A 21,401-nucleotide genomic window follows, 5' to 3' on the forward strand; every position below is an offset into this window, starting at 1 on the left:
AAATCTTTAGGTTGACCAACCTGGAGATATGGACGCTCACTTAGTGAGTTGACCACTGCGGAGTGGTAGTTCAGTTGGTTAGAATACCGGCCTGTCACGCCGGGGGTCGCGGGTTCGAGTCCCGTCCACTCCGCCACTTATTCGATAACCTCGCCTAGTGCGAGGTTTTTTCGAATCTGAAGTAATGAAAGTTTTAGGGGTGTAGCTCCAATTGGCAGAGCAGCGGATTCCAAATCCGCGTGTTGGGAGTTCGAATCTCTCCACCCCTGCCATATATGAAGCCTCAGCAGAAATGCTGAGGCTTTTTTGCATCTGTTGCTTCTACGAAGCAATGTTGGGAGTTGGATCGCCAGCCCGATCGAATCTCCGGAGTGCCGGCCCAGTCCAACCCTGCCATATTTAAGGCTCTAGACTGCGCGTCCCGGCAGAAATGCTAGAGCCTTTTTATTTTCTGAATCAAATATACGCTATTAGCGGAGCAGCGGATTCTCCGACTTACCAAAACAGCGTGTGTTTGGGGGTAAACCTCTACTCCTGCTATACACAAAGCCTCAGTAAAAAGGCTAGGGCTTGGGGGAACTAGACGTCTCCTTGGCTCGTCAGTTCGGTCGAATCTCGGAGTGCCGGCTCATTCGAACCCTGCTATATTTAAGACTCTAGACTGCGCGTCCCTACAGGAATGCTAGAGCCTTTATTAGAGGTAACGCGGGAAGCACCAAGTACTCCTTTAGCTATCTCTATCTACTCAACACTCATTTTGCTCTGTAATTCTGCTAGTTAATAACTAACGCTATTCTAGCGAGACATTGAGTCCCGTTATTTGTGTTTCAAGGTGCAAGGTGCAAGGTGAAGCCGTTCGATTGATACTTATATAATCTTGGAAGTGGTTTATTGGGTAGACTAGCGAGGGCGCAGAATAACGAGTTCTCTGTATGACTTAAGCTCCTGAAAGAGTTCAGGCCAAATTTAGTCCTCCCCCACATTAAGGTTTTTGTTTACTCAAATACTAGCAGTATCAAATATCGATATAAGCTCTATGTTCCACGTATACTCTTCAGCGAGGGAATTGGTGAGTTTGACTTTCATTACGTATAAAAAAGGCCACCTAAAGTAGACGGCCTTGGTTGATCTTCTAGATGTTAATCTAGCTCTTTCTCTGCTTGTTTTGCTTTCTCTATCATAGGAGTGATTGTTGAGCCTTGAATCAGAATAGAGAACACAACAACAGCATATGTCATGACAAGGATTATCTCTTTAACATCTATTGCCTTGTCTTCAATTACCCAGATACCTGAAGGGATTGAAAGTGCCATGGCTAGTGCTAAACCACCGCGTAAACCACCCCAAGTTAGAATCTTAATCGACCACGGGTTGTAAGTTCTAAAACGTTTAAATCCAATGTAAGACAAGAAAACACTTAAGTAGCGAGCACTCAATACAAGGGGGACTGCGAACGCCATTAAGATCCAGTCTTCTTGGTGGAATTTGAATAGCAGCATCGACATACCAATTAACAAGAATAATACGCCGTTTAAAAATTCATCTATCAATTCCCAGAAATGATCTAGGTGATCTTCACTCTCTTTTGAGAATCCGATAAAGCGAGTCCAGTTACCAATCATGATACCTGATACCACCATTGCTAAAGGTCCTGATACATGTAGAACTTCAGCAAACGCATAACCAGCAGTTGGGATGCCGATGGTTAATAGCAACTCCATCGAGTGGTCATCGGTGTTGCTGATTAGGTAGTGGAATACGAGACCTAAAACAAAACCGTAGACAATGCCGCCAATCGCCTCTTGGACGAATAACATGGTAACACTGCCAACAGTCGGCGCTTCTGTGCCGAATGCGATAGTAAATAGGGTTACGAAGATAACTAAGCCAAAACCATCGTTGAATAGAGATTCTCCCTCGATTTGAGTAGAGATTCTTCTGGGAGCATCGAGCTTCTTTACTATTGCTAACACGGCAATAGGATCGGTTGGGGAGATTAGAGAGCCAAACAGTAGGCAGTAAATTAGATCAAATTGAATACCGATGAACTGACAGAACCCGTACAGTACAAAACCAATAAAGAAGGTTGAAAACAGCGTAGCACCTAACGCGAGTACAGTTATTTCCCACTTTTGGTCTTTTAGGTTTGGTAACTTAATCCCTAAACCACCGGCAAAGAGTAAGAACCCCAATATTCCCTTAAGTAGGAAATCTTCAAAGTTGATACTGGCAACGGTTTCTGAGGCGATGTCAGCCAGTTGGAACCAATTGTTTTGTCCCGCAATGATAATCAATAGAGATAACATCATTGAGCCAGCTGTGATGGCGATGGTTGTCTGCATTTTACCAATTTTTGTATTCACGAAAGCAATAAGCATGGCTGCAGCGGACAAGAAGCATAAGGTGTAATAGACCGACATTGGGATTCCAACATGTAACAAAGTATGAATATGAATTTTCGTTGTCTCATGCTCAAATAGCAAACATTTTTTTGTCATGAGTCGGTAATCAATTTCCTTTTTTAGACGTCTAGACTCCTTTTTAATGTGTGATAGGATGGAGGGATAATTAAAGGAATGAGGTTGTACCGTGGGAAGTAATGTAAGGCAAAAGATTGACGCTCTGTTGAAGCAACGAATTTTACTGATTGATGGTGGTATGGGTACCATGATTCAGGATTATAAATTGGAAGAGCAAGACTATCGTGGTGAACGCTTTGCTGATTGGCACAGTGACTTAAAAGGCAACAATGACCTTTTAGTTCTTACGCAGCCTAAGCTTATCAAAGATATCCATTCAGAATACTTGGAAGCTGGGGCAGACATCCTCGAAACCAATACCTTTAACGCTACAACTATCGCTATGGCCGACTATGATATGGAAAGCCTTAGTGACGAAATTAATTTTGCTGCTGCCAAGCTTGCTCGTGAAGCGGCTGATGAGTGGACAGCAAAGACTCCAGACAAGCCTCGCTTTGTTGCGGGTGTGTTAGGCCCAACCAACCGAACTTGTTCTATCTCGCCTGATGTAAATGATCCAGGGTACCGTAATGTTAGCTTTGACGAATTGGTTGAAGCCTATTCTGAATCGACCCGTGCGCTTATTAAGGGTGGCTCAGATCTTATTCTTATCGAGACTATCTTCGATACGTTGAACGCGAAAGCGTGTGCTTTTGCCGTTGAATCTGTTTTTGAAGAAGTGGGTATTACTCTTCCAGTGATGATCTCCGGTACCATCACTGATGCATCAGGTCGTACGCTTTCAGGGCAGACAACAGAAGCATTCTATAATGCCCTTCGTCATGTTAAACCTATCTCATTTGGACTGAATTGTGCTCTAGGCCCTGACGAACTGCGTGAGTATGTTGGTGAGATGTCTCGCATCTCAGAATGCAATGTTTCGGCTCACCCTAACGCGGGGTTACCTAACGCATTTGGTGAGTATGACCTTTCTCCTGAAGATATGGCCGAACACGTTAAAGAATGGGCTGAAAGTGGTTTCTTGAACCTAATTGGTGGTTGTTGTGGTACTACTCCAGAGCATATCCGCCAAATGGCTGAGGCTGTTGAAGGTGTAACGCCGCGTCAATTGCCAGACTTACCGGTTTCTTGTCGCCTTTCGGGGCTAGAGCCTCTGACGATTGCTAAAGAATCTTTATTCGTGAATGTGGGTGAGCGTACCAATGTGACGGGCTCAGCTCGCTTTAAGCGCCTGATTAAAGAAGAGCTTTACGACGAAGCCTTGAGTGTTGCTCGAGAGCAAGTTGAGAACGGTGCTCAAATTATCGATATCAACATGGATGAAGGGATGCTAGACGCTGAAGCGTGTATGGTTAAATTCCTTAATTTATGTGCCTCTGAACCAGAAATTTCAAAAGTACCAGTAATGGTCGATTCTTCAAAATGGGAAGTTATCGAAGCTGGCCTGAAATGTATTCAGGGTAAAGGTATAGTCAACTCTATCTCTCTAAAAGAAGGCAAAGAGAAATTTGTCGAGCAAGCCAAGTTAGTTCGTCGCTATGGTGCTGCCGTTATTGTGATGGCTTTTGATGAAGTTGGTCAGGCTGATACTCGAGAGCGTAAAGTTGAGATTTGTACCAATGCCTACAACATTCTTGTGGATGAAGTTGGCTTCCCTCCTGAAGACATTATTTTTGATCCGAACATTTTCGCAGTAGCTACTGGTATTGATGAACATAACAACTATGCGGTTGATTTCATTGAAGCAGTGGGAGACATCAAACGCGATCTCCCTCATGCGATGATCTCTGGTGGCGTATCTAACGTGTCGTTCTCATTCCGCGGCAATAACTACGTCCGTGAGGCAATCCACGCAGTATTCCTATATCACTGTTTTAAAAATGGTATGGATATGGGCATTGTAAATGCTGGTCAACTGGAGATTTACGATAATGTTCCTGAAGACCTGCGTGATGCTGTTGAAGATGTAGTACTAAACCGCCGTGATGATTCGACGGAACGTTTGCTTGATATGGCAACTGAGTACCTAGAGCGAGCAGTAGGTAAAGTTGAAGATAAGTCAGCTCTAGAATGGCGTACTTGGCCTGTAGAGAAGCGCTTAGAGCACTCTTTGGTTAAAGGTATTACAGACTTTATAGTTGAAGACACTGAAGAAGCTCGTGTTAATGCCTCTCGTCCTATTGAGGTGATTGAAGGTCCTCTAATGGACGGCATGAACGTTGTTGGTGACCTATTTGGTGAAGGTAAGATGTTCTTACCACAGGTAGTTAAGTCTGCGCGTGTAATGAAGCAGGCTGTTGCGCACTTAGAACCGTTCATCAATGCATCCAAAGAAGTGGGTGCGACTAACGGTAAGATTCTGTTAGCGACCGTTAAAGGCGACGTACACGATATCGGTAAGAATATCGTTGGTGTGGTTTTGCAGTGTAATAACTACGAAATTATCGACTTAGGTGTGATGGTTTCTTGTGAAAAGATTCTTAAGGTCGCGAAAGAAGAGAACGTCGACATTATCGGCTTATCTGGTTTGATCACACCATCTCTTGATGAAATGGTGCACGTTGCCAAAGAGATGGAAAGACAAGGCTTTAAGCTTCCTCTTTTGATTGGTGGTGCAACCACATCTAAAGCTCACACTGCTGTTAAGATTGAACAGAATTACTCAGAGCCAGTGGTTTATGTAAACAACGCCTCTCGTGCTGTGGGTGTATGTACGTCACTGCTTTCTGATGAATTGAAACCTGCTTTCGTTGAGAAGTTGGATATCGATTATGATCGCGTTCGTGATCAACATAATCGTAAGAAGCCTCGCACTAAGCCTGTGACACTTGAAAAAGCTCGTGCTAATAAAGTGGCTATTGATTGGGATGCTTATACACCACCGGCACCGGCTAAGCCGGGAGTGCACATTTTCAAAGATTTTGATGTGGCTACTTTGCGTCAGTACATCGATTGGACGCCATTCTTCATGACGTGGTCTTTAGTTGGTAAGTACCCTGCGATTCTTGAGCATGAAGAAGTGGGCGAAGAAGCGCAACGTTTATTCAAAGACGCTAACGATCTGTTAGACCGTGTGGAGAAAGATAAACTACTTGAAGCTCGCGGTATGTGTGCCATGTTCCCAGCGAACAGTGTTGGTGATGATATTGAGGTGTATACCGATGAATCTCGCACCGAAGTCCTAAAGGTTCTACACAACCTTCGTCAACAGACAGAGAAACCAAAAGGCTTTAACTATTGCCTGTCAGATTACATTGCTCCAAAAGAAAGTGGTAAAGCGGACTGGATTGGTGGCTTTGCGGTAACGGGTGGTATTGGTGAGCGTGAGCTGGCTGATGAATACAAAGCGAAAGGCGATGATTACAATGCAATCATGATTCAAGCGGTTGCTGATCGATTGGCTGAAGCGTTCGCGGAGTACCTGCATAAAGAAGTGAGAAAGGATATTTGGGGTTACTCGCCAGATGAAGACTTATCGAACGATGATTTGATTCGTGAGAAATACCAAGGTATTCGCCCTGCTCCAGGTTACCCTGCTTGCCCAGAGCATACCGAGAAAGGTACGTTGTGGGAGTTAATGAATGTTGAGAAAGCGATTGATATGTCCTTAACGTCGAGCTATGCGATGTGGCCTGGTGCTTCTGTGTCTGGTATGTACTTCTCACACCCTGATGCTCGATACTTTGCTATTGCACAGATTCAACAGGATCAAGTGGATAGCTATGCCGATCGTAAAGGATGGGATATGTTAGAAGCTGAGAAGTGGTTAGGTCCAAACATTAACTAGTTTGAATCTATGACGGGCTTTGATTCGTAAAGTAAAAAGAGAAAGGGTTGCTTAATAGCAACCCTTTTTGTATTTGTGATTTGGTTAATTCAAACCAACCTATTAAACGCTTTCTTATTCAAATAGCTCTTGATGCAGTTTTTGAATTGCCAGTTTAGATACAGGTTCATCTAATAAGAAACATAGGTTGTGTGGGCTTGCTCCGTAACAAATCATACGTAGGTTGAAATCTTCTAGAGTGCCGAAGACCTGCTTTGCATAGCCTTTGCTTTCACTCATGTTGTTACCAATAAGAGCAACAAGGCATAGATCGTGTTCAATATCTACAGAACACAGATCCTCAAGCTCAATGCGAGCGGCTTCTGGCAACTGAGGAGCACCACCTGATGTATCTGTTTGATCGAGAGTGAGTGAGACACTGATCTCTGAGGTAGTGATAAGATCGACAGAGATCTTATGCTTAGCGAGGATCTCGAACACTTTTGCGAGGAAGCCATAAGCATGGAACATATTGGCGCTGCGTAGCGTAACCATGGTTTGGTTGCAGCGTAGGGCAAGCGCTCTGAACAGAGGGGAGCTTTCAACTTGTTGACGAATCCATGTGCCACCGAGCTCTGGTGCTTTTGATGAGCCGACAAATACCGGAATTTGGTGGCGTAGTGCCGGGACTAGAGTCGATGGGTGTAAGATCTTCGCGCCAAAGTTTGCCATTTCCGATGCTTCGCTGAAGCTGATCTCTGGGATAGGAGAGGCCTTAGGAGCAATACGTGGATCGGTAGTATAGATACCCGGAACATCCGTCCAGATCTCTAAGCCAATCGCTTGTACCGACTCGGCAATCAGTGCCGCTGAATAATCACTGCCACCGCGGCCTAGGGTCGTGGTGTTACCTTCGCTATCAGCACCGATAAAGCCTTGGGTAACGACAACTTGTTGTTGGCACAGTGGAATCAATTTCTCTTTTGCCAAAGCAGCAATCTCTTCTAGCTGTGGTTCTGCTTTTCCGAAATCATCATTGGTGCGCATCACTTCTCTGATATCGAAACGAACCGCAGGTGTTCCGCGCTCGCGAAGGATTTGAGCAAGGATGTGTGTCGACATCAACTCGCCACATGCTACAAGGTGATCAGTCAGCTTAGTACTTGCTTGAAATGATGCGGCTTCTGCTGCGCTCGCAATGTCATCAAGAATGCTGTGAACTTCTTTTTCGATGCTGATTGGGTCTGCGAGTTGGTCAAGAATCGCATTATGAATGTCCGTTAATTGCGTCATTAGTTCCTGACGACGAGCTTTGTCTTGAACACCATTCGCCAGTTCAACCAGCAAATTGGTCACACCAGAACATGCACTACTCACGACTAATTTCGTATTTGAGTTGTTTTCAATAATGGCAGCACAGCGGCTCATGGCTTCAAAGTTGGCAACACTTGTTCCGCCAAACTTAGCGACATTAAAAGAACCAGCTACATTAGATGCACTCACGATATATCTCCCACGACTTCCTAAAATAAAATTACTGTTGGGTAATCCAACGTCCGATGTTTTTCGAAGAGAGTTTTAGAGCAAAAAGAGAGGAATTATTAGAATAGTAACCCCAGAAGCTCTTCACCATATAGAAATGGCGACAGTTGACGGGATTCAGCCCGCTCAACCGATAATAAAGGTCCTGCATCCTTTTATTATCTCGGCACTGCTCCCCATAAATGTTTTGTATTGGAAATGCGGTTCCACAAAACATCTGCCTGGGCAGTGCTCCTCTTCTGCTAGATAGCCATTTCATTGAACGTGTTTGCGGTAACAATGTCAATTGGTAACTTGAGATAATTGAAAAATAATTTTAACAATTATGTGACAGTGGTTTGACCTCAATACTTATGGCTAATTGCTGAGGTAATCAATTTGCTTTAGGGTGGATTGTTCACAACATTAACGTAAGGGATGTACATGTCTAATTTAACACTCACTACTGCTATCGATAGCTTTTATCCACCACACCGAACGTTAATGGGACCGGGTCCTTCTGATATCTCGCCTCAAGTGCTGCAGGCTTTGAGTCGCCCAACCATAGGTCATCTAGATCCACTGTTTATTGCGATGATGGATGAGCTTAAACAGCTTCTTAAATACGCTTTTCAGACGGAAAACGAATTTACGATTGCCGTTTCTGCTCCGGGAAGTGCGGGTATGGAGACCTGTTTTGTTAACTTGATTGAGCCTGGTGAAAAGGTGATCGTTTGTCGTAACGGTGTCTTCGGTGAGCGTATGCGAGAAAACGTGGTGCGTTGTGGTGGCGAAGCCATCCTTGTTGACGACGAGTGGGGCAAGCCCGTCTCAGTTGAAAAGGTCGAGCAAGCATTGACAGACAATCCCGATGCTGTTGCTGTGGCTTTTGTTCATGCAGAGACATCAACCGGAGCGCTATCTGATGCTCAAGCTATCTCAGCTATCGCTCGTCAGTTTGATGCGTTAACGATTGTTGACGCAGTAACATCACTAGGTGGTGTGCCATTGCTGGTTGATGAGTGGCAGCTTGATGCGGTTTATTCTGGAAGTCAAAAGTGTTTGTCTTGTGTGCCGGGTCTATCTCCGGTGACTTTCTCTCAGCGTGCCGTTGATAAAATGAAAGCCCGTCAAGCGCCAGTGCAAAGTTGGTTCTTAGATCAAAGCCTAGTATTAGGTTACTGGAGCGGTGAAGGTAAGCGCAGCTACCACCATACCGCACCCGTAAATAGCCTTTATGCACTGCACGAGTCTCTCGTTCTATTGAAAAATGAAGGCCTAGATAATGCGTGGTCTCGTCATCATGCTATGCACCAAGAGCTTAAAGAAGGTGTAGAAGCATTAGGGTTAAGGTTTGTGGTCGATGAAGAGAGCCGCTTGCCGCAGCTGAACGCACTTTATTTCCCTGAAGGCATTGATGAGGCTAAGATCAGAACGCAGCTTTTAGAAGAGTATAACCTTGAGATTGGTGCAGGGCTTGGTTCTTTGGCTGGTAAGGCATGGCGTATCGGCTTGATGGGCTACGGTGCTCGCAAAGAGAATGTCGCGCTGTGTCTTAAAGCGCTGCAAGATGTACTTAAATAATCGAATTAGACTCGTTTCAAAGAAAAGCGCACGATCCTCGTGCGCTTTTTTGTGTTTGTTCTAAAAATAAGATGCAATAGTTACATCTCTCTAGTCCTTGGCTACTCTGCCGATGAGACATTGTTTTCTGCTTGAGATATTTTCTTGTATTGAACCTGTGAAAAGTCTCTGTTTGGAAATAAAAACTTTGCTTCACTACGGATTTGTTCCGCTTTGCTTTCTTCCCCTAAACCTTGGTAAGCAAGGATCAGGTTACTGTAGAACGCTGGTCTTGGTTTACTCTTTATGATCTCTAGTGACCAATCAACGTAGGGCTGAATAAGGCTAGGGTCACCTTTATAAAGACCAATGTTTAGGTAGGTGCTGTATATATCCCAATCGTAGCGATCTTTCCACACCACAGGGTTCGTTACCTGCTTAAGAATGTCTGGGTTCTTCGGTTTAGAAAGTTCAAACTTAGTCAGTACATAGTTGGTATGCAGGGCGCTCAACATATAAAAACTGACTAAGATAGGTATTACTAAGCTCGACACTCTAAACAGGGTCTTGCTGATGATACTGAACGGCTGTTGATAATGTCGGGAAGAGCGCTGATCGACCCAGTAAATCAATATAATGAATGTTATCCAGTGAATCGCCGAGTGATAAAAAGGATACTCAAGCTGAGAGTGCAAAAGAATTGGGATGAATAAAGCGAGCAGGGCTAGACGCGTTCCCTTTGCAGAACTTGCTATACGTGACATAACCAATATTGCAGCAATCAAGATCCCGATGATTGGTACAATTCCCCCTTCTACCCCCCAAAACAGAAACTCATTGTGGGGGTGATCCATTGAAGGAAGACCTGGATGATAGTTTGAATTGAGTTGGTGCTGACGAGCGGTATAAAGGGTGTACTCTGATTCAAATTTCCCGTAGCCGTAACCAGTAAATGGTTTCTCTACCAACATGTCTAGTGTTTGAGGGAAGGTGTAAGCGCGAGGGCTTTCTAGGTTCGCTTTCTTACTCGCTATGCTATCTGTAGCGCTAAGGTTTATTACAGTAAACGCAACCACAATACCTACAACAACTGATGAGCACCATCCATAGAAGCGCTTCTTGGTCGAAAATTTATATAGGTAAGGAAGAATACACACAAAGCCGATGAGTGCTGCTAACCATCCGGTACGTGATGCGATGATGATCAGCAATGGTACGGTTAAGGTTGGGGTTAGGTATAGTAAGAATGACTCGCTAATTTTGTGATTATATTTAGCGGGCTGTCTTGCCAAAAGGTAAGCGGACAGCACAAAACCCGTAGCTAAAAAGCTGGCCATTACATTCGGTTGTTGGAATATCCCATATGGTCGGTTTGCAGCAGTGTTGTAACCAAATAGGTTGCCAGGCTCTAATAAGAAATATTGCATATAGCCAAATAGTGCTTGTATAACAACAGCAAGTACAATGAACCACAACATGCGCTGCTTGTGTTTATTGCTGAACTTAAATTGTTGCAGCACGACAAATAATGCAAAGCCTGCCCACAATCCAAGCAAGCGTCCTGATGCTCCTTGAGGTGCGGCATTGCTGTATAAAATGGGTAGCGTGAGTATGATACAGCTTATCAACAAGCCAATCGTTAATTTTGAATACTTAAGTACTCGGTTGGTAGCGAGTTGGTAAAAGCCAATTGCTAGCGTGAAGCTTAGCGCCAGCCAAGTTGTTGGGTTAAATGATAACGCAAGCCCCGAGCCTCCAGGATTAGGCATGAAAAAATGCATGGCTAACAAGAATACAACAGCTAAAGAAGCCAGAAATGCTTTGTTGAGTGGTAGCTGAGTGACCTGATTTTCTAGCTGGGTGCCGCTAGTGTGTATTGTTGCCATAAATCCCTAACCTTATAAAAACAGAGCTTGTTCCTTCTGAAACAAGCTCTGTTACTTTAACATTTTTCTGTCTGCTCGCAGGGCGCTATTTTACACCTACTTCAAATTTAACATAGGATTAAGGAAGCGAGCGGTGTGTGAACCTTCGACTAACGCCACATCTTCAGGTGTACCTTCTGCAACAATCTCGCCACCACCTTGTCCGCCTTCTGGGCCAAGATCTAGGATCCAGTCTGCTGTTTTAACGACATCTAAGTTGTGCTCAATCACGACAACCGTATTACCGTGATCGCGCAGTCTATGTAGTACCGTTAACAACTGCTGGATATCGTGGAAATGAAGACCTGTTGTTGGCTCATCGAGAATGTATAAGGTTTTTCCAGTATCTCGCTTCGATAGCTCACGCGCCAATTTAACACGTTGTGCTTCACCACCAGATAAGGTTGTCGCAGCTTGCCCTAAGCGAATGTAAGATAGACCCACGTCCATGAGTGTTTGCAGTTTACGAGCAATCACCGGAACCGGATTGAAGAACTCACGCGCATCTTCTACGGTCATCTCTAGAACTTCGTCAATGGTTTTACCTTTATAACGAACTTCTAGTGTTTCACGGTTATAGCGCTTGCCTTTACACACATCGCAAGGTACATACACATCCGGCAAGAAGTGCATCTCTACTTTGATTACGCCATCGCCCTGACAAGCCTCACAACGGCCACCACGAACGTTAAAGCTGAATCGACCTGGTTTATAACCACGAGAACGTGACTCTTGTGTGCCCGCGAATAACTCACGGATAGGAGTGAAGATCCCTGTGTAGGTTGCAGGGTTTGATCTTGGTGTACGACCGATAGGGCTTTGATCTATGTCGATCACCTTATCAAAATGTTCTAATCCTTTAATCTTTTTGTGTTGTGCAGGAACTGCAGTCGTGGCCCCGTTTAATTGAGTGTGGGCGACTTTGAAGAAGGTGTCATTGATCAGCGTGGATTTCCCCGAACCTGATACCCCCGTAATACAACTGAATAAGCCTACAGGAATCGTCGCAGTGACATTCTTTAGGTTGTTCCCCGTTGCGCCTACAATCTCTACGACCTTTTTCTTATCGATAGGTGTTCTCTTTTCTGGCACTGCAATTTCTTTGGCACCGCTCAAGTATTGGCCTGTCAAAGAGTTCGGGTTGTCGATGATGTCTTGCATGGTGCCTTCTGCTACCACGTGTCCACCATGCACCCCCGCCCCTGGACCGATATCGATAACATGGTCAGCACAACGAATTGCATCTTCGTCATGCTCCACGACTAGCACGGTATTACCTAAGTCCCTGAGGTGAATTAAGGTTTGCAGTAGACGTTCATTATCGCGCTGGTGGAGTCCAATTGATGGCTCATCCAGTACATACATAACGCCAACTAAACCGGCACCGATTTGACTCGCCAAGCGAATACGTTGCGCCTCACCACCAGACAGCGTTTCAGCACTGCGTGATAGGTTAAGGTAGTTCAAACCTACGTTGACTAAGAAATGTAGACGATCATTGATCTCTTTCATCACTTTATCTGCGATCTGCCCACGCTGACCGTCTAACTTCAATTCTTGGAAAAATTGTAGTGCGTCAGCAATGCTCAGTTCAACGATTTCCGGCAGTGTTGTATCACCAATGAAAACATTTCGAGCTTCTAATCTTAAGCGAGTGCCATCACAGCTTGAACAAGACTTGGTTGAAATGTACTTGGCGAGATCTTCACGCACCGCGCTAGATTCAGTATCACGATAACGGCGCTCTAAGGTATTTAAAATCCCCTCGAATGGATGGCGCTTAACTCGAATATCACCTCGGTCATTGATGTACTTGAATTCTACTTCAGTACGACCTGATCCTTTTAGAATGATCTCTTGAGTCTTTTTAGGTAGAGAATTAAATGGTGCATATAGATCAAAACCATAATGCTCTGACAACGACGTTAGCATCTGGAAATAGTAGTAGTTCTTTTGATCCCAACCTTTGATTGCACCTTCAGCTATGCTGAGGTTCTCATCTAAAATCACTCGGCTTGGATCAAAATACTGCTGAACCCCAAGGCCATCACAAGTACCGCATGCCCCTGCTGGATTATTGAAAGAGAATAGGCGAGGCTCAAGCTCTTGCATGCTGTAGCCACACTTTGGACAAGCGAAGTTAGCAGAAAATACGATTTCTTCTTGATCTGTTTCGTCCATCCAACCGACGACAGCAATACCACCAGATAGCTCTAATGTGGTCTCGAATGACTCGGCTAAACGCTGTTGAAGATCAGGACGAACCTTAAATCTGTCTACCACGACTTCAATGGTGTGCTTTTTATGAAGTTCAAGTGCTGGTGGATCGGATAGGTCACAGGTTTCACCATCAATGCGCGCACGGATAAAGCCTTGCGCAGCTAAGTTTTCCAGTGTTTTAACATGTTCGCCTTTGCGCTCTTTGACGATCGGTGCCATTAACATCATCTTTGAGCCTTCAGGCAGTTCTAATACTTTATCGACCATTTGGCTGATAGTTTGCGCCGCGAGGGGGATATTGTGATCTGGACAGCGAGGTTCGCCAACTCGCGCGTACAGTAATCTAAGGTAGTCATAGACTTCAGTAATAGTACCGACGGTTGAACGAGGGTTATGTGACGTCGATTTTTGTTCTATTGAGATCGCAGGAGACAAGCCTTCAATGTGGTCGACATCAGGCTTTTCCATAAGAGATAGAAATTGACGAGCGTAAGCCGACAAAGACTCAACATAACGACGTTGACCTTCTGCGTAGAGAGTATCAAACGCAAGTGACGACTTTCCTGAACCTGATAATCCTGTGATAACCGTCAGCTTATCACGAGGTATGGTTAGGTTGACGTCTTTGAGGTTATGCGTACGAGCGCCTCTGATTTCTATTTTATCCATCTCAATAGACCATGTAATTTTAAGTGGCTAAAGTATTACATAGAGTGAGATTTGTGCAAAGTTTTACTGGATAAAAAAACAGTAAAACAAAAAAGGGGCGACTCATAGAGTCACCCTTTTACAATTCGAAACGCTAGTTATTAACCAGGCGTTATGCTTCTTTCTTGGTCGAGTGCTTACCTAGCTCGATTTGCTTTTGGTCTTTTTTGTATAGGTTTTCAAAGCAGTAGTTTGTTGCTTCGATATAACCTTCAACACTACCACAGTCAAAACGTTGGCCTTTAAATTTGTAAGCTAATACACAGCCCGCTTTTGCTTGTTTTAGCAATGCATCGGTAATCTGGATCTCGCCGCCTTTACCTGGTTCAGTCTGTTCGATAAGTTCAAAGATATCCGGAGTCAGAATATAACGACCAATGATCGCTAGGTTGCTTGGAGCAGTACCTTGTTCTGGCTTCTCTACCATGTCATCAACACGGAAAAGATCATCTTTAATCATTTCGCCAGAGATAACACCGTACTTGTGAGTTTCTTCTTCAGGAACTTCTTGTACTGCAACGATAGAACAGCGGAACTGTTTGTACAGAGCAACCATTTGAGCCAATACACCTTGTTGCTCGTTAACACAAAGGTCATCGGCAAGTACAACAGCGAACGGTTCATCACCTACCAGCTCGCGACCTGTTAAGATAGCGTGACCTAAACCTTTCATCTCACGTTGGCGAATGTAGGTGAAGTTTGCCGCTTCAATCGTTTCACGGATATTAATTAGAAGGTCTTCTTTGTTGGTGCCGCTAATTTGGTGCTCAAGCTCGTAGTTCTTATCAAAGTGGTCCATCAATGAATGCTTACCACGACCAGTGACGATACACATTCCATCCATACCAGCTTCGATAGCTTCCTCTACACCGTATTCAATCAGAGGTTTGTTTACTACAGGCATCATTTCTTTCGGCATTGACTTAGTAGCTGGTAAAAAACGTGTACCGTAGCCAGCAGCCGGGAAAAGGCACTTTTTGATCATGATAAGACCCTTTATCTATAATAATTATTGATTCAACCTGAGTGGTTGATATTTCTGAGGGCAACTCTAGCACAAGTTATGTCGAAAATTCAGCAACAATAGCCATGGTTTACTAGAGCTTCCCTCAAAATTATCGCCAGACTAAGAGGCGGATCGATTATGCAAGTAGGTTCTGGTTTGCCCAAGCAATAGCTTGAACCCTATTTTTGACTGCTAACTTACGGAATATCTGATAAAGGTGAGATTTAACCGTGAACTCACTAATAAACAAGTCATCGGCGATTTGTGTGTTTGATGACCCTGATTGAAGGCAGCGAATCACTTGGATCTCACGAATGGTTAAATCAACATTGGTTGGTGTCGTGTTGGTATTGACCATATTACGATAATAAAACAACAGTTGATTGGTTACCTTCCTTGGCAGCCAGTTATCGCCATCAATGACTTCTTGAAGACCACGAGCAATCTTGTCCTTTTGTTCAGTGTTGTAAAAGAGTCCTTTTAGTACCCCATAGGTAAGCAGCTCTGAGGTTGGAAGTTGCTGGGGTACATTGAATAAAATGATTTCGTGATTTTTCCACATAACAGTCAGGTTAGGGCAAATAATCAGTAGTTGTGGTACCTCTCTGTAATCGACGAGCAAGATTCGGTTACTCTGTTTTCTATCAACAAGCATTAAATCGTCCGGTGTCATCTTATAAAGGATAATAGATAAGTGCTTTTCTATCTCTTTTACGTGTAGGTAGGTGTCGCTTGGATCGATGCACATAAAGTGTAAAGTGCGAGCATATCGAGACTTTCTCATTGAAACTCCGTGTTCTAATAACATGAGATTTCACGTTGTCATGCACGCTTTCGCTTCTCTAGTACCTTATTTATGACTTGCGTTGAATATCAATCTGCGAAGTAAATGAGTGGTTTGTAAGTGGAGAAAAAAGCAACATCGCTCTGAATATCATGATTTGTTACGTTTTTATTCTTTGTAGTAGAGTGAGAATAGGAAGCGATTTATCACAGCAGAAAAGCGTGCTATTCTTGTGCGCTAAAAATTTTCTGAGACTATGAATTTAGACGGAGCAAATCATGGCTAGCCGTGGAGTTAACAAAGTTATATTAGTGGGTAACCTAGGTAATGACCCTGAAATTCGTTACATGCCAAATGGCGGCGCAGTAGCGAACATTACCATTGCAACGTCAGAGTCATGGCGTGATAAAGCAACTGGCGAGCAGCGCGAAAAAACAGAATGGCACCGTGTTGCTCTGTTTGGCAAGCTTGCGGAAGTTGCTGGTGAGTACCTACGTAAAGGTTCTCAAGTTTACATTGAAGGTCAACTTCAAACGCGTAAATGGCAAGATCAAAGCGGTCAAGATCGCTACACAACTGAAGTGGTTGTTCAAGGCTTCAATGGTGTGATGCAAATGCTTGGCGGCCGTGCTCAAGGCGGTGCTCCTGCTCAAGGTGGCATGGGTAACAACCAACAGCAAGGTGGTTGGGGTCAGCCACAGCAGCCACAACAACAATACAGTGCTCCAGCTCAACAGCAGCCGAAAGCACCTCAACAAGCTCCTCAGCAGGCTCAACCTCAATATAATGAGCCGCCAATGGATTTTGATGATGACATCCCATTTTAAGCTCTGTTTTTAATATATTATAAAGATAGTATTAAATTGGAAAAAGCCGCGTTTATCGCGGCTTTTTGTTACCTACAATTCTTAACGCTTTATTTACAACGTCAATTTATAGTATAAGTAGCAATACGGTATAATGTGAGTTGAAAAGGATTTCGTTATTCATGAGATATACCCCGACACTAAAATTGAGCACCCGATTGGTCGCATTTGTCACCGTGATAGTTATCAGTGCAATGTTCATCCTTTTTATTGGTGGCACACTCTCCTTTAAACGCATTGGGCAGGAGTATTTAGATCACTATTTGGTTGGTATTGTCGAGGTTGTAGATAAAGAGATGGAAGATCCAGACGCCGCGTATTCAATGCAGCGCTGGATGCCTAAGATGTTGCAAGCGAGCAATATTGTTGAGATGAAACTCTCGAACAAGACCGGTATCGTTTATCGTTTCAAAGATACCTCCCCACAGATAGATCCCAATCGTCTTTATGAAAAAAGCTTTATTTTAGAGCGTAATGAAGGTTACCGAATCGAATTTAAAGCGCTTCCTCCTTATATTGGCTACAACTACTCAATGGAAGCGATGTGGTCAATTACTTTGGCTGTCGCATTGGTCTTGTTCTGTCTGGCTCGCGGTGTTCGTTGGTTGAAAGAGCAACTCATGGGTTCTGAGATCTTAGAAGAGCGAGGAAGAATGATCCTTGCTGGGCAGGTTGAACCTCACGCAAAGGGGGATGAGCGTGAATGGCCTTATACTGCAAGTGAAGCCTTAGATGTATTGATTGAAGAGTTGCAAGACGCTCGTCAAGAGCGAAGTCGCTTTGATACCTTTATTCGTACCCATACCTTCCTAGATAAACTCACGGGCACGGCAAACCGAGTTTTATTTGATAATAAACTGGAATCGGTACTGCATGAAAGTGGTGCTCGAGGTGGTGTGTTACTGATACGTATCGACGAATGGGAACAAGTTCGTGATGCTAACGACAAGCAAACTACTGACGGCTTTATTATTGAAGTGGGTGAAGTCTTATCGAATATCGTTCAGCGTTATCCCGATGTCATTTTTTCTCGCTATTACGAAGCGGACTTTGCTGTATTTATCCCTCACCAGGGTGCAAAAGATATTGCGACTTTGGCAGCTCAGTGTCTAAGGCAGTTAGATAAATTAACCCCGCCAGAGCCTTTGGAACCTGATAACTGGTGTCATATCGGTGTGACTATGTATACCGAAGGTGAGCGCCACAGTCAGATCATGGATGAAACGGAAACAGCATTAAAGAGTGCCCAGCTGGAGCGTATAAATAACTGGAGCCGTTACCCGAAACAGAATAAGAATGAGTTGGATAGAGGCAGTGTTCGTTGGAGAACATTACTTGATAAAGCTCTGCTTCCTGAAAATTTAGTAATCTTTGCTCAGCGGTGTTATCTTATGCCGGAATCTGGTCAAGCTAATGAATTACATAGAGAAATATTTACTAGAATTCAGGACCCTGACAAGGGTTTATTGAAATCGTCTCGATTTATGCCTGCAGTAGAGCAAGTGGGTTATCAAGCTCAAATGGATCAATCTGTTTTGAAGGTTTTGTTGCGTTCGCTTAAAGAATCAACTCAATCTATCAATTATTCAGTGAATCTGAATGTTACCCCATTTGCTAATAAACAGCATTTTAAGTGGTTTAGGAGTGAGTTGTTACAACTCTCTGCTCAGCACCGCTCTCAGCTTGCTTTTGAGTTTCCGGAAGGGCACTTGATTGCTCATCTTGATTATATGAGACCGGTGGCAAGGATGCTGCGAGGTTTAGGGTGTAAAATTGTGGTTGGTCAAGCGGGGCGAACGATTGTTAGCACTCACTATATAAAGGATTTGAAGGTTAATTATATTAAGCTTCATCGAAGCCTAATAAAGAAAATCGATCAAAGGCATGAGAACCAACTGTTTGTCCGAAGCTTAATTGGGGCTTGCGGTGATTCTCCAACTCAAGTGATTGCAGTTGGAGTTGAGACAAAACAAGAAAAGAATACCTTGATAGAGTTAGGCATTAACGGCTATCAAGGGAGATATTTCGACGAAGAACAACAAATCATCCCTTTGCCTAATCAAGCTGAAAAGGCTGTGAAAGCGGAATCTGTTGTCAAAGTTGGACGAAGAAATCGATGGCGTAAGAGTAGTAGTTAAGAATGAATTTTAAAGCGATTTTAGACAAGATAAAGCCAACGAATAATAAAGGTAGCTCGCAAGTTGTTCTATTGGGCAATGATGCCATTTATATTTCATCGATAGATCAAGAACCTCAAGTAACCAGTATTCCAGTGGTTAATGGAGACTGGGAAAGTGCATTAAAAAAATCGCTTAGCAGTGAGGCGTTTACCAGTAATAGCCTTCAGCTCATTGTCTGTGCGAACTACTACCAAACCTACCAAATTGATAAACCTGATATTCCAGAAAGTGAATGGTCGGTAGCACTGCCTTTTTTACTCAAAGATCTTGTTTCTGAAAGAGTCACTGAAATTACGGCGAGTGCGGTCACGCTACCGACGTCGAACAAGCTGCAAGTGTATGTGTTGCCGAAAAAGCTGTTAGATAAGGTCCTAAAGGTTACCAACTCAGTTCAGGTAGAACTAAGTGGTGTGGTTCCAGAAGATGAAATTTGGGGTTACAGTGCTGGCGAGTTGTCTAACTTCATCCTTTTACAGCGCAGCTCAAATTCACACTTTAAGTTGGGTGCGTTTGTTGAAAATACCGTTTGTTTTCAAAGAACGATTCGAAGTGTTGTTCCACCTTTAACAGGTGTTGCGTCAAGTGCTCTACAATTGGACGGCCTTGCTTTAGAGCTCCAACGTTCGATAGATTACCTTTCTTCGCAAATTAAAGGCACTCAACTTCACCAGCTGAAAATCTGCTGTGATGAGGAAGATGAGGCTGAATTACAAAGCGCTTTAAATAGTACATTGAGCTCGACAGTTTCATTGTTGGTAGAAGGTGAGCGTGATAATTCAGAGAGTTTGTTGGTTAAACTCGCAGCTGAAAAAGATACTTTTAATGTCAACCTTTATCCTGAACATCTTAAGCCTAAAAAAGAATATTTTACGCTTACCAATGTTGTTGCGAGTTGGGGACTAGTTTGTGTTTTATTGCTTGGTGGTTACTTCGCGATGCAGTATCAAGTTTCTAATCTAGATAAAGAATTAACAGCCCTGCAACAAGACTCCAATCAACTTAACAAGCAAGTTAACCAATTGAATAGTAAGTTAACTCAGCATAAACCGTCTCCAGAGAAAGTGGCTGCTGTTGCGCGTCTCAAACGTGAGACTGAGGCTAAAAAAGAGGCTTTGAAGGCGGTCGGACAATACGACGAATCCCAACAAGTCGGGTATTCTGGCGTCATGAATTCCTTAGCTAAATTAGGCCGAAATGACATCTCTCTTTCGCACATCTACATGACCCACGATACTTTAGATCTTAGTGGTTTGGCTCGTAACGCAAATGTCGTTCCGAACTGGATTGGTCAGTTTAAAAGTGAGCTTAATTTAGTCGGACGTGCTTTTGAAAAACTTAAAATTGGTCGTAATGACCAGGACGTGGTGACGTTTGAATTAAGTACTCGCAGGGAGAGTAAATAATGCAACAGTGGAACCAACTTAGCGATAAGTTTCTTGCATTAAGCCAAAGAGAAAAATGGCTACTTTTCGTGTGTGGTTTTGTTGGCCTGTCCATGCTGTTATTCACCTTATTGGTTGAGCCCGCGTATCTCGACTTACAAGCGAAAAATGCCAAGACCACGAGCTTGACTCAATCGAATCAAAGGCAGCAGGGTGAATTGCTTGTTCTGCAAGCTAAGTTAAATAAAGACCCAGATAAAGAAATTAACCTCGAATACAAGAAACTCATGCGAGAGAGCCAAGACCTTTCTTTGCAACTTTCAGAGATTGTCGATGGGTTGATTACGCCTTCTCAAATGTCGCAATTATTGGAGAGTGTTCTTAATGCCGGTAATGGTCTAAAGCTTGAGTCGCTAGAGTCGTTAAAACCGGAAGCGATTTCGAATAATAAAGAGACCAGTGAATATTCTGGCTACTTTCTTCACCCTGTGAGAATGGAATTGACGGGCAGTTACTTTGATATTTCAGCTTATCTTCAAGCGCTTGAATCTTTGCCGGTTAGCTACTACTGGCGTACATTTGAATACTCAGTAGAAGAATATCCTAAAGCTCGACTGGTGTTCGAGGTATACACGCTAGGTACTAGACAGGAGTTTATCGGTGGTTAGAACTCTTTTGTTGTTTCTGCTGTTTGGCAGTTCCGCGGTGTGGGCTGAGCAAGACCCCACTGCACCATTAGGTTGGCTTTCACCCCAACAAAAAGCAACGTCAGCTAAGAAAGCGCCAACTCGTTATCGCTTACCGTCCTTAGAAAGCATTGTATGCAAGGGAGATACACCTTGCTATGTGATTCTGAATGGTCAGATTCTCGGCCAAGGGGAAACGATCAGAGGGTACCGAGTTAAGAACATCGATCCAGAATACGTCACTCTGCAGAGAAGCTCTAAGCAGTGGAAATTAGAGATGTTCTCTTTAGATGTTAAGAATAATAATTAAGGTT

General features: G+C 43.7%; 13 protein-coding genes, 2 tRNA genes and 1 riboswitch. Of the genes, 9 read left to right on the plus strand and 6 right to left on the minus strand.

What is annotated here, in order from left to right:
- The first annotated feature begins 59 nt into the window (after positions 1-59).
- Together QQ041_RS22465 and QQ041_RS22470 are read left to right on the plus strand one after the other, a co-directional pair.
- Positions 60-136: transfer RNA gene (locus QQ041_RS22465), tRNA-Asp, on the plus strand.
- A 59-nt stretch (positions 137-195) separates the two neighbouring features.
- Positions 196-272, plus strand: a tRNA-Trp gene (locus tag QQ041_RS22470).
- 867 nt (positions 273-1,139) lie between these two features.
- Here QQ041_RS22470 and QQ041_RS22475 read toward each other — a convergent pair.
- Entirely contained in the window at positions 1,140-2,420 is a 1,281-nt protein-coding gene (locus QQ041_RS22475; RefSeq protein ID WP_285955104.1) for a sodium:proton antiporter, read from the minus strand.
- A gap of 169 nt (positions 2,421-2,589) precedes the next feature.
- On the opposite strand from QQ041_RS22475, the gene metH reads away from it, so the two are divergent.
- A complete protein-coding gene (gene metH, locus QQ041_RS22480; protein ID WP_285955105.1) occupies positions 2,590-6,267 on the plus strand; it encodes a methionine synthase in 3,678 nt (1,225 codons plus the stop codon).
- A 114-nt stretch (positions 6,268-6,381) separates the two neighbouring features.
- Here metH and lysC read toward each other — a convergent pair whose 3' ends face one another.
- Positions 6,382-7,749 (minus strand): lysine-sensitive aspartokinase 3, encoded by a 1,368-nt coding sequence (gene lysC, locus QQ041_RS22485; RefSeq protein WP_285955106.1) that lies wholly within the window; start codon positions 7,747-7,749, stop codon positions 6,382-6,384.
- Positions 7,750-7,857: 108 nt separating this feature from the next.
- A riboswitch (Lysine riboswitch) is annotated at positions 7,858-8,035 on the minus strand.
- Between the two features lie 176 nt (positions 8,036-8,211).
- Here lysC and QQ041_RS22490 point away from each other — a divergent pair.
- The gene (locus QQ041_RS22490) at positions 8,212-9,351 is read left to right on the plus strand and encodes an alanine--glyoxylate aminotransferase family protein (RefSeq protein ID WP_146490459.1); all 1,140 of its coding nucleotides are present in this window, start codon (positions 8,212-8,214) and stop codon (positions 9,349-9,351) included.
- Between the two features lie 101 nt (positions 9,352-9,452).
- Here the strand turns inward: QQ041_RS22490 and QQ041_RS22495 are convergent, their stop codons facing one another.
- From QQ041_RS22495 to QQ041_RS22510, 4 genes are all read right to left on the minus strand, one after another.
- Entirely contained in the window at positions 9,453-11,216 is a 1,764-nt protein-coding gene (locus QQ041_RS22495; protein WP_285955107.1) for a PglL family O-oligosaccharyltransferase, read from the minus strand.
- Positions 11,217-11,312: 96 nt separating this feature from the next.
- Positions 11,313-14,144, minus strand: coding sequence for an excinuclease ABC subunit UvrA (gene uvrA, locus QQ041_RS22500; RefSeq protein ID WP_285955108.1), 2,832 nt, complete (start codon positions 14,142-14,144; stop codon positions 11,313-11,315).
- A gap of 151 nt (positions 14,145-14,295) precedes the next feature.
- Positions 14,296-15,168, minus strand: coding sequence for a UTP--glucose-1-phosphate uridylyltransferase GalU (gene galU / locus QQ041_RS22505; protein ID WP_061019114.1), 873 nt, complete (start codon positions 15,166-15,168; stop codon positions 14,296-14,298).
- Between the two features lie 157 nt (positions 15,169-15,325).
- Complete coding sequence (locus QQ041_RS22510) at positions 15,326-15,973, minus strand: LuxR C-terminal-related transcriptional regulator (RefSeq protein ID WP_060982966.1); 648 nt, start codon at positions 15,971-15,973, stop codon at positions 15,326-15,328.
- A 278-nt stretch (positions 15,974-16,251) separates the two neighbouring features.
- Here QQ041_RS22510 and QQ041_RS22515 point away from each other — a divergent pair, with 278 nt between their 5' ends.
- The 5 genes from QQ041_RS22515 to QQ041_RS22535 all read left to right on the plus strand — a co-directional run bounded on the left by QQ041_RS22515 (position 16,252) and on the right by QQ041_RS22535 (position 21,397).
- The gene (locus QQ041_RS22515) at positions 16,252-16,800 is read left to right on the plus strand and encodes a single-stranded DNA-binding protein (protein ID WP_285955109.1); all 549 of its coding nucleotides are present in this window, start codon (positions 16,252-16,254) and stop codon (positions 16,798-16,800) included.
- Between the two features lie 161 nt (positions 16,801-16,961).
- The gene (gene csrD / locus QQ041_RS22520; RefSeq protein ID WP_285955110.1) at positions 16,962-18,977 is read left to right on the plus strand and encodes an RNase E specificity factor CsrD; all 2,016 of its coding nucleotides are present in this window, start codon (positions 16,962-16,964) and stop codon (positions 18,975-18,977) included.
- Between the two features lie 2 nt (positions 18,978-18,979).
- Positions 18,980-20,422 carry an MSHA biogenesis protein MshI gene (locus QQ041_RS22525; protein ID WP_285955111.1) on the plus strand — a complete coding sequence of 481 codons (1,443 nt, stop codon included), beginning with the start codon at positions 18,980-18,982 and terminating at the stop codon, positions 20,420-20,422.
- Entirely contained in the window at positions 20,422-21,069 is a 648-nt protein-coding gene (gene pilO / locus QQ041_RS22530; protein ID WP_285955112.1) for a type 4a pilus biogenesis protein PilO, read from the plus strand. The genes QQ041_RS22525 and pilO overlap by 1 nt, the downstream gene beginning before the upstream one ends.
- Positions 21,062-21,397 carry an MSHA biogenesis protein MshK gene (locus tag QQ041_RS22535; protein WP_285955113.1) on the plus strand — a complete coding sequence of 112 codons (336 nt, stop codon included), beginning with the start codon at positions 21,062-21,064 and terminating at the stop codon, positions 21,395-21,397. The genes pilO and QQ041_RS22535 overlap by 8 nt, the downstream gene beginning before the upstream one ends.
- Positions 21,398-21,401 lie beyond the last annotated feature (4 nt).

The organism is Vibrio sp. TMPB1044, assembly GCF_030442075.1.
In the GTDB taxonomy this organism is placed as follows: Bacteria; Pseudomonadota; Gammaproteobacteria; order Enterobacterales; family Vibrionaceae; genus Vibrio; species Vibrio satsumensis.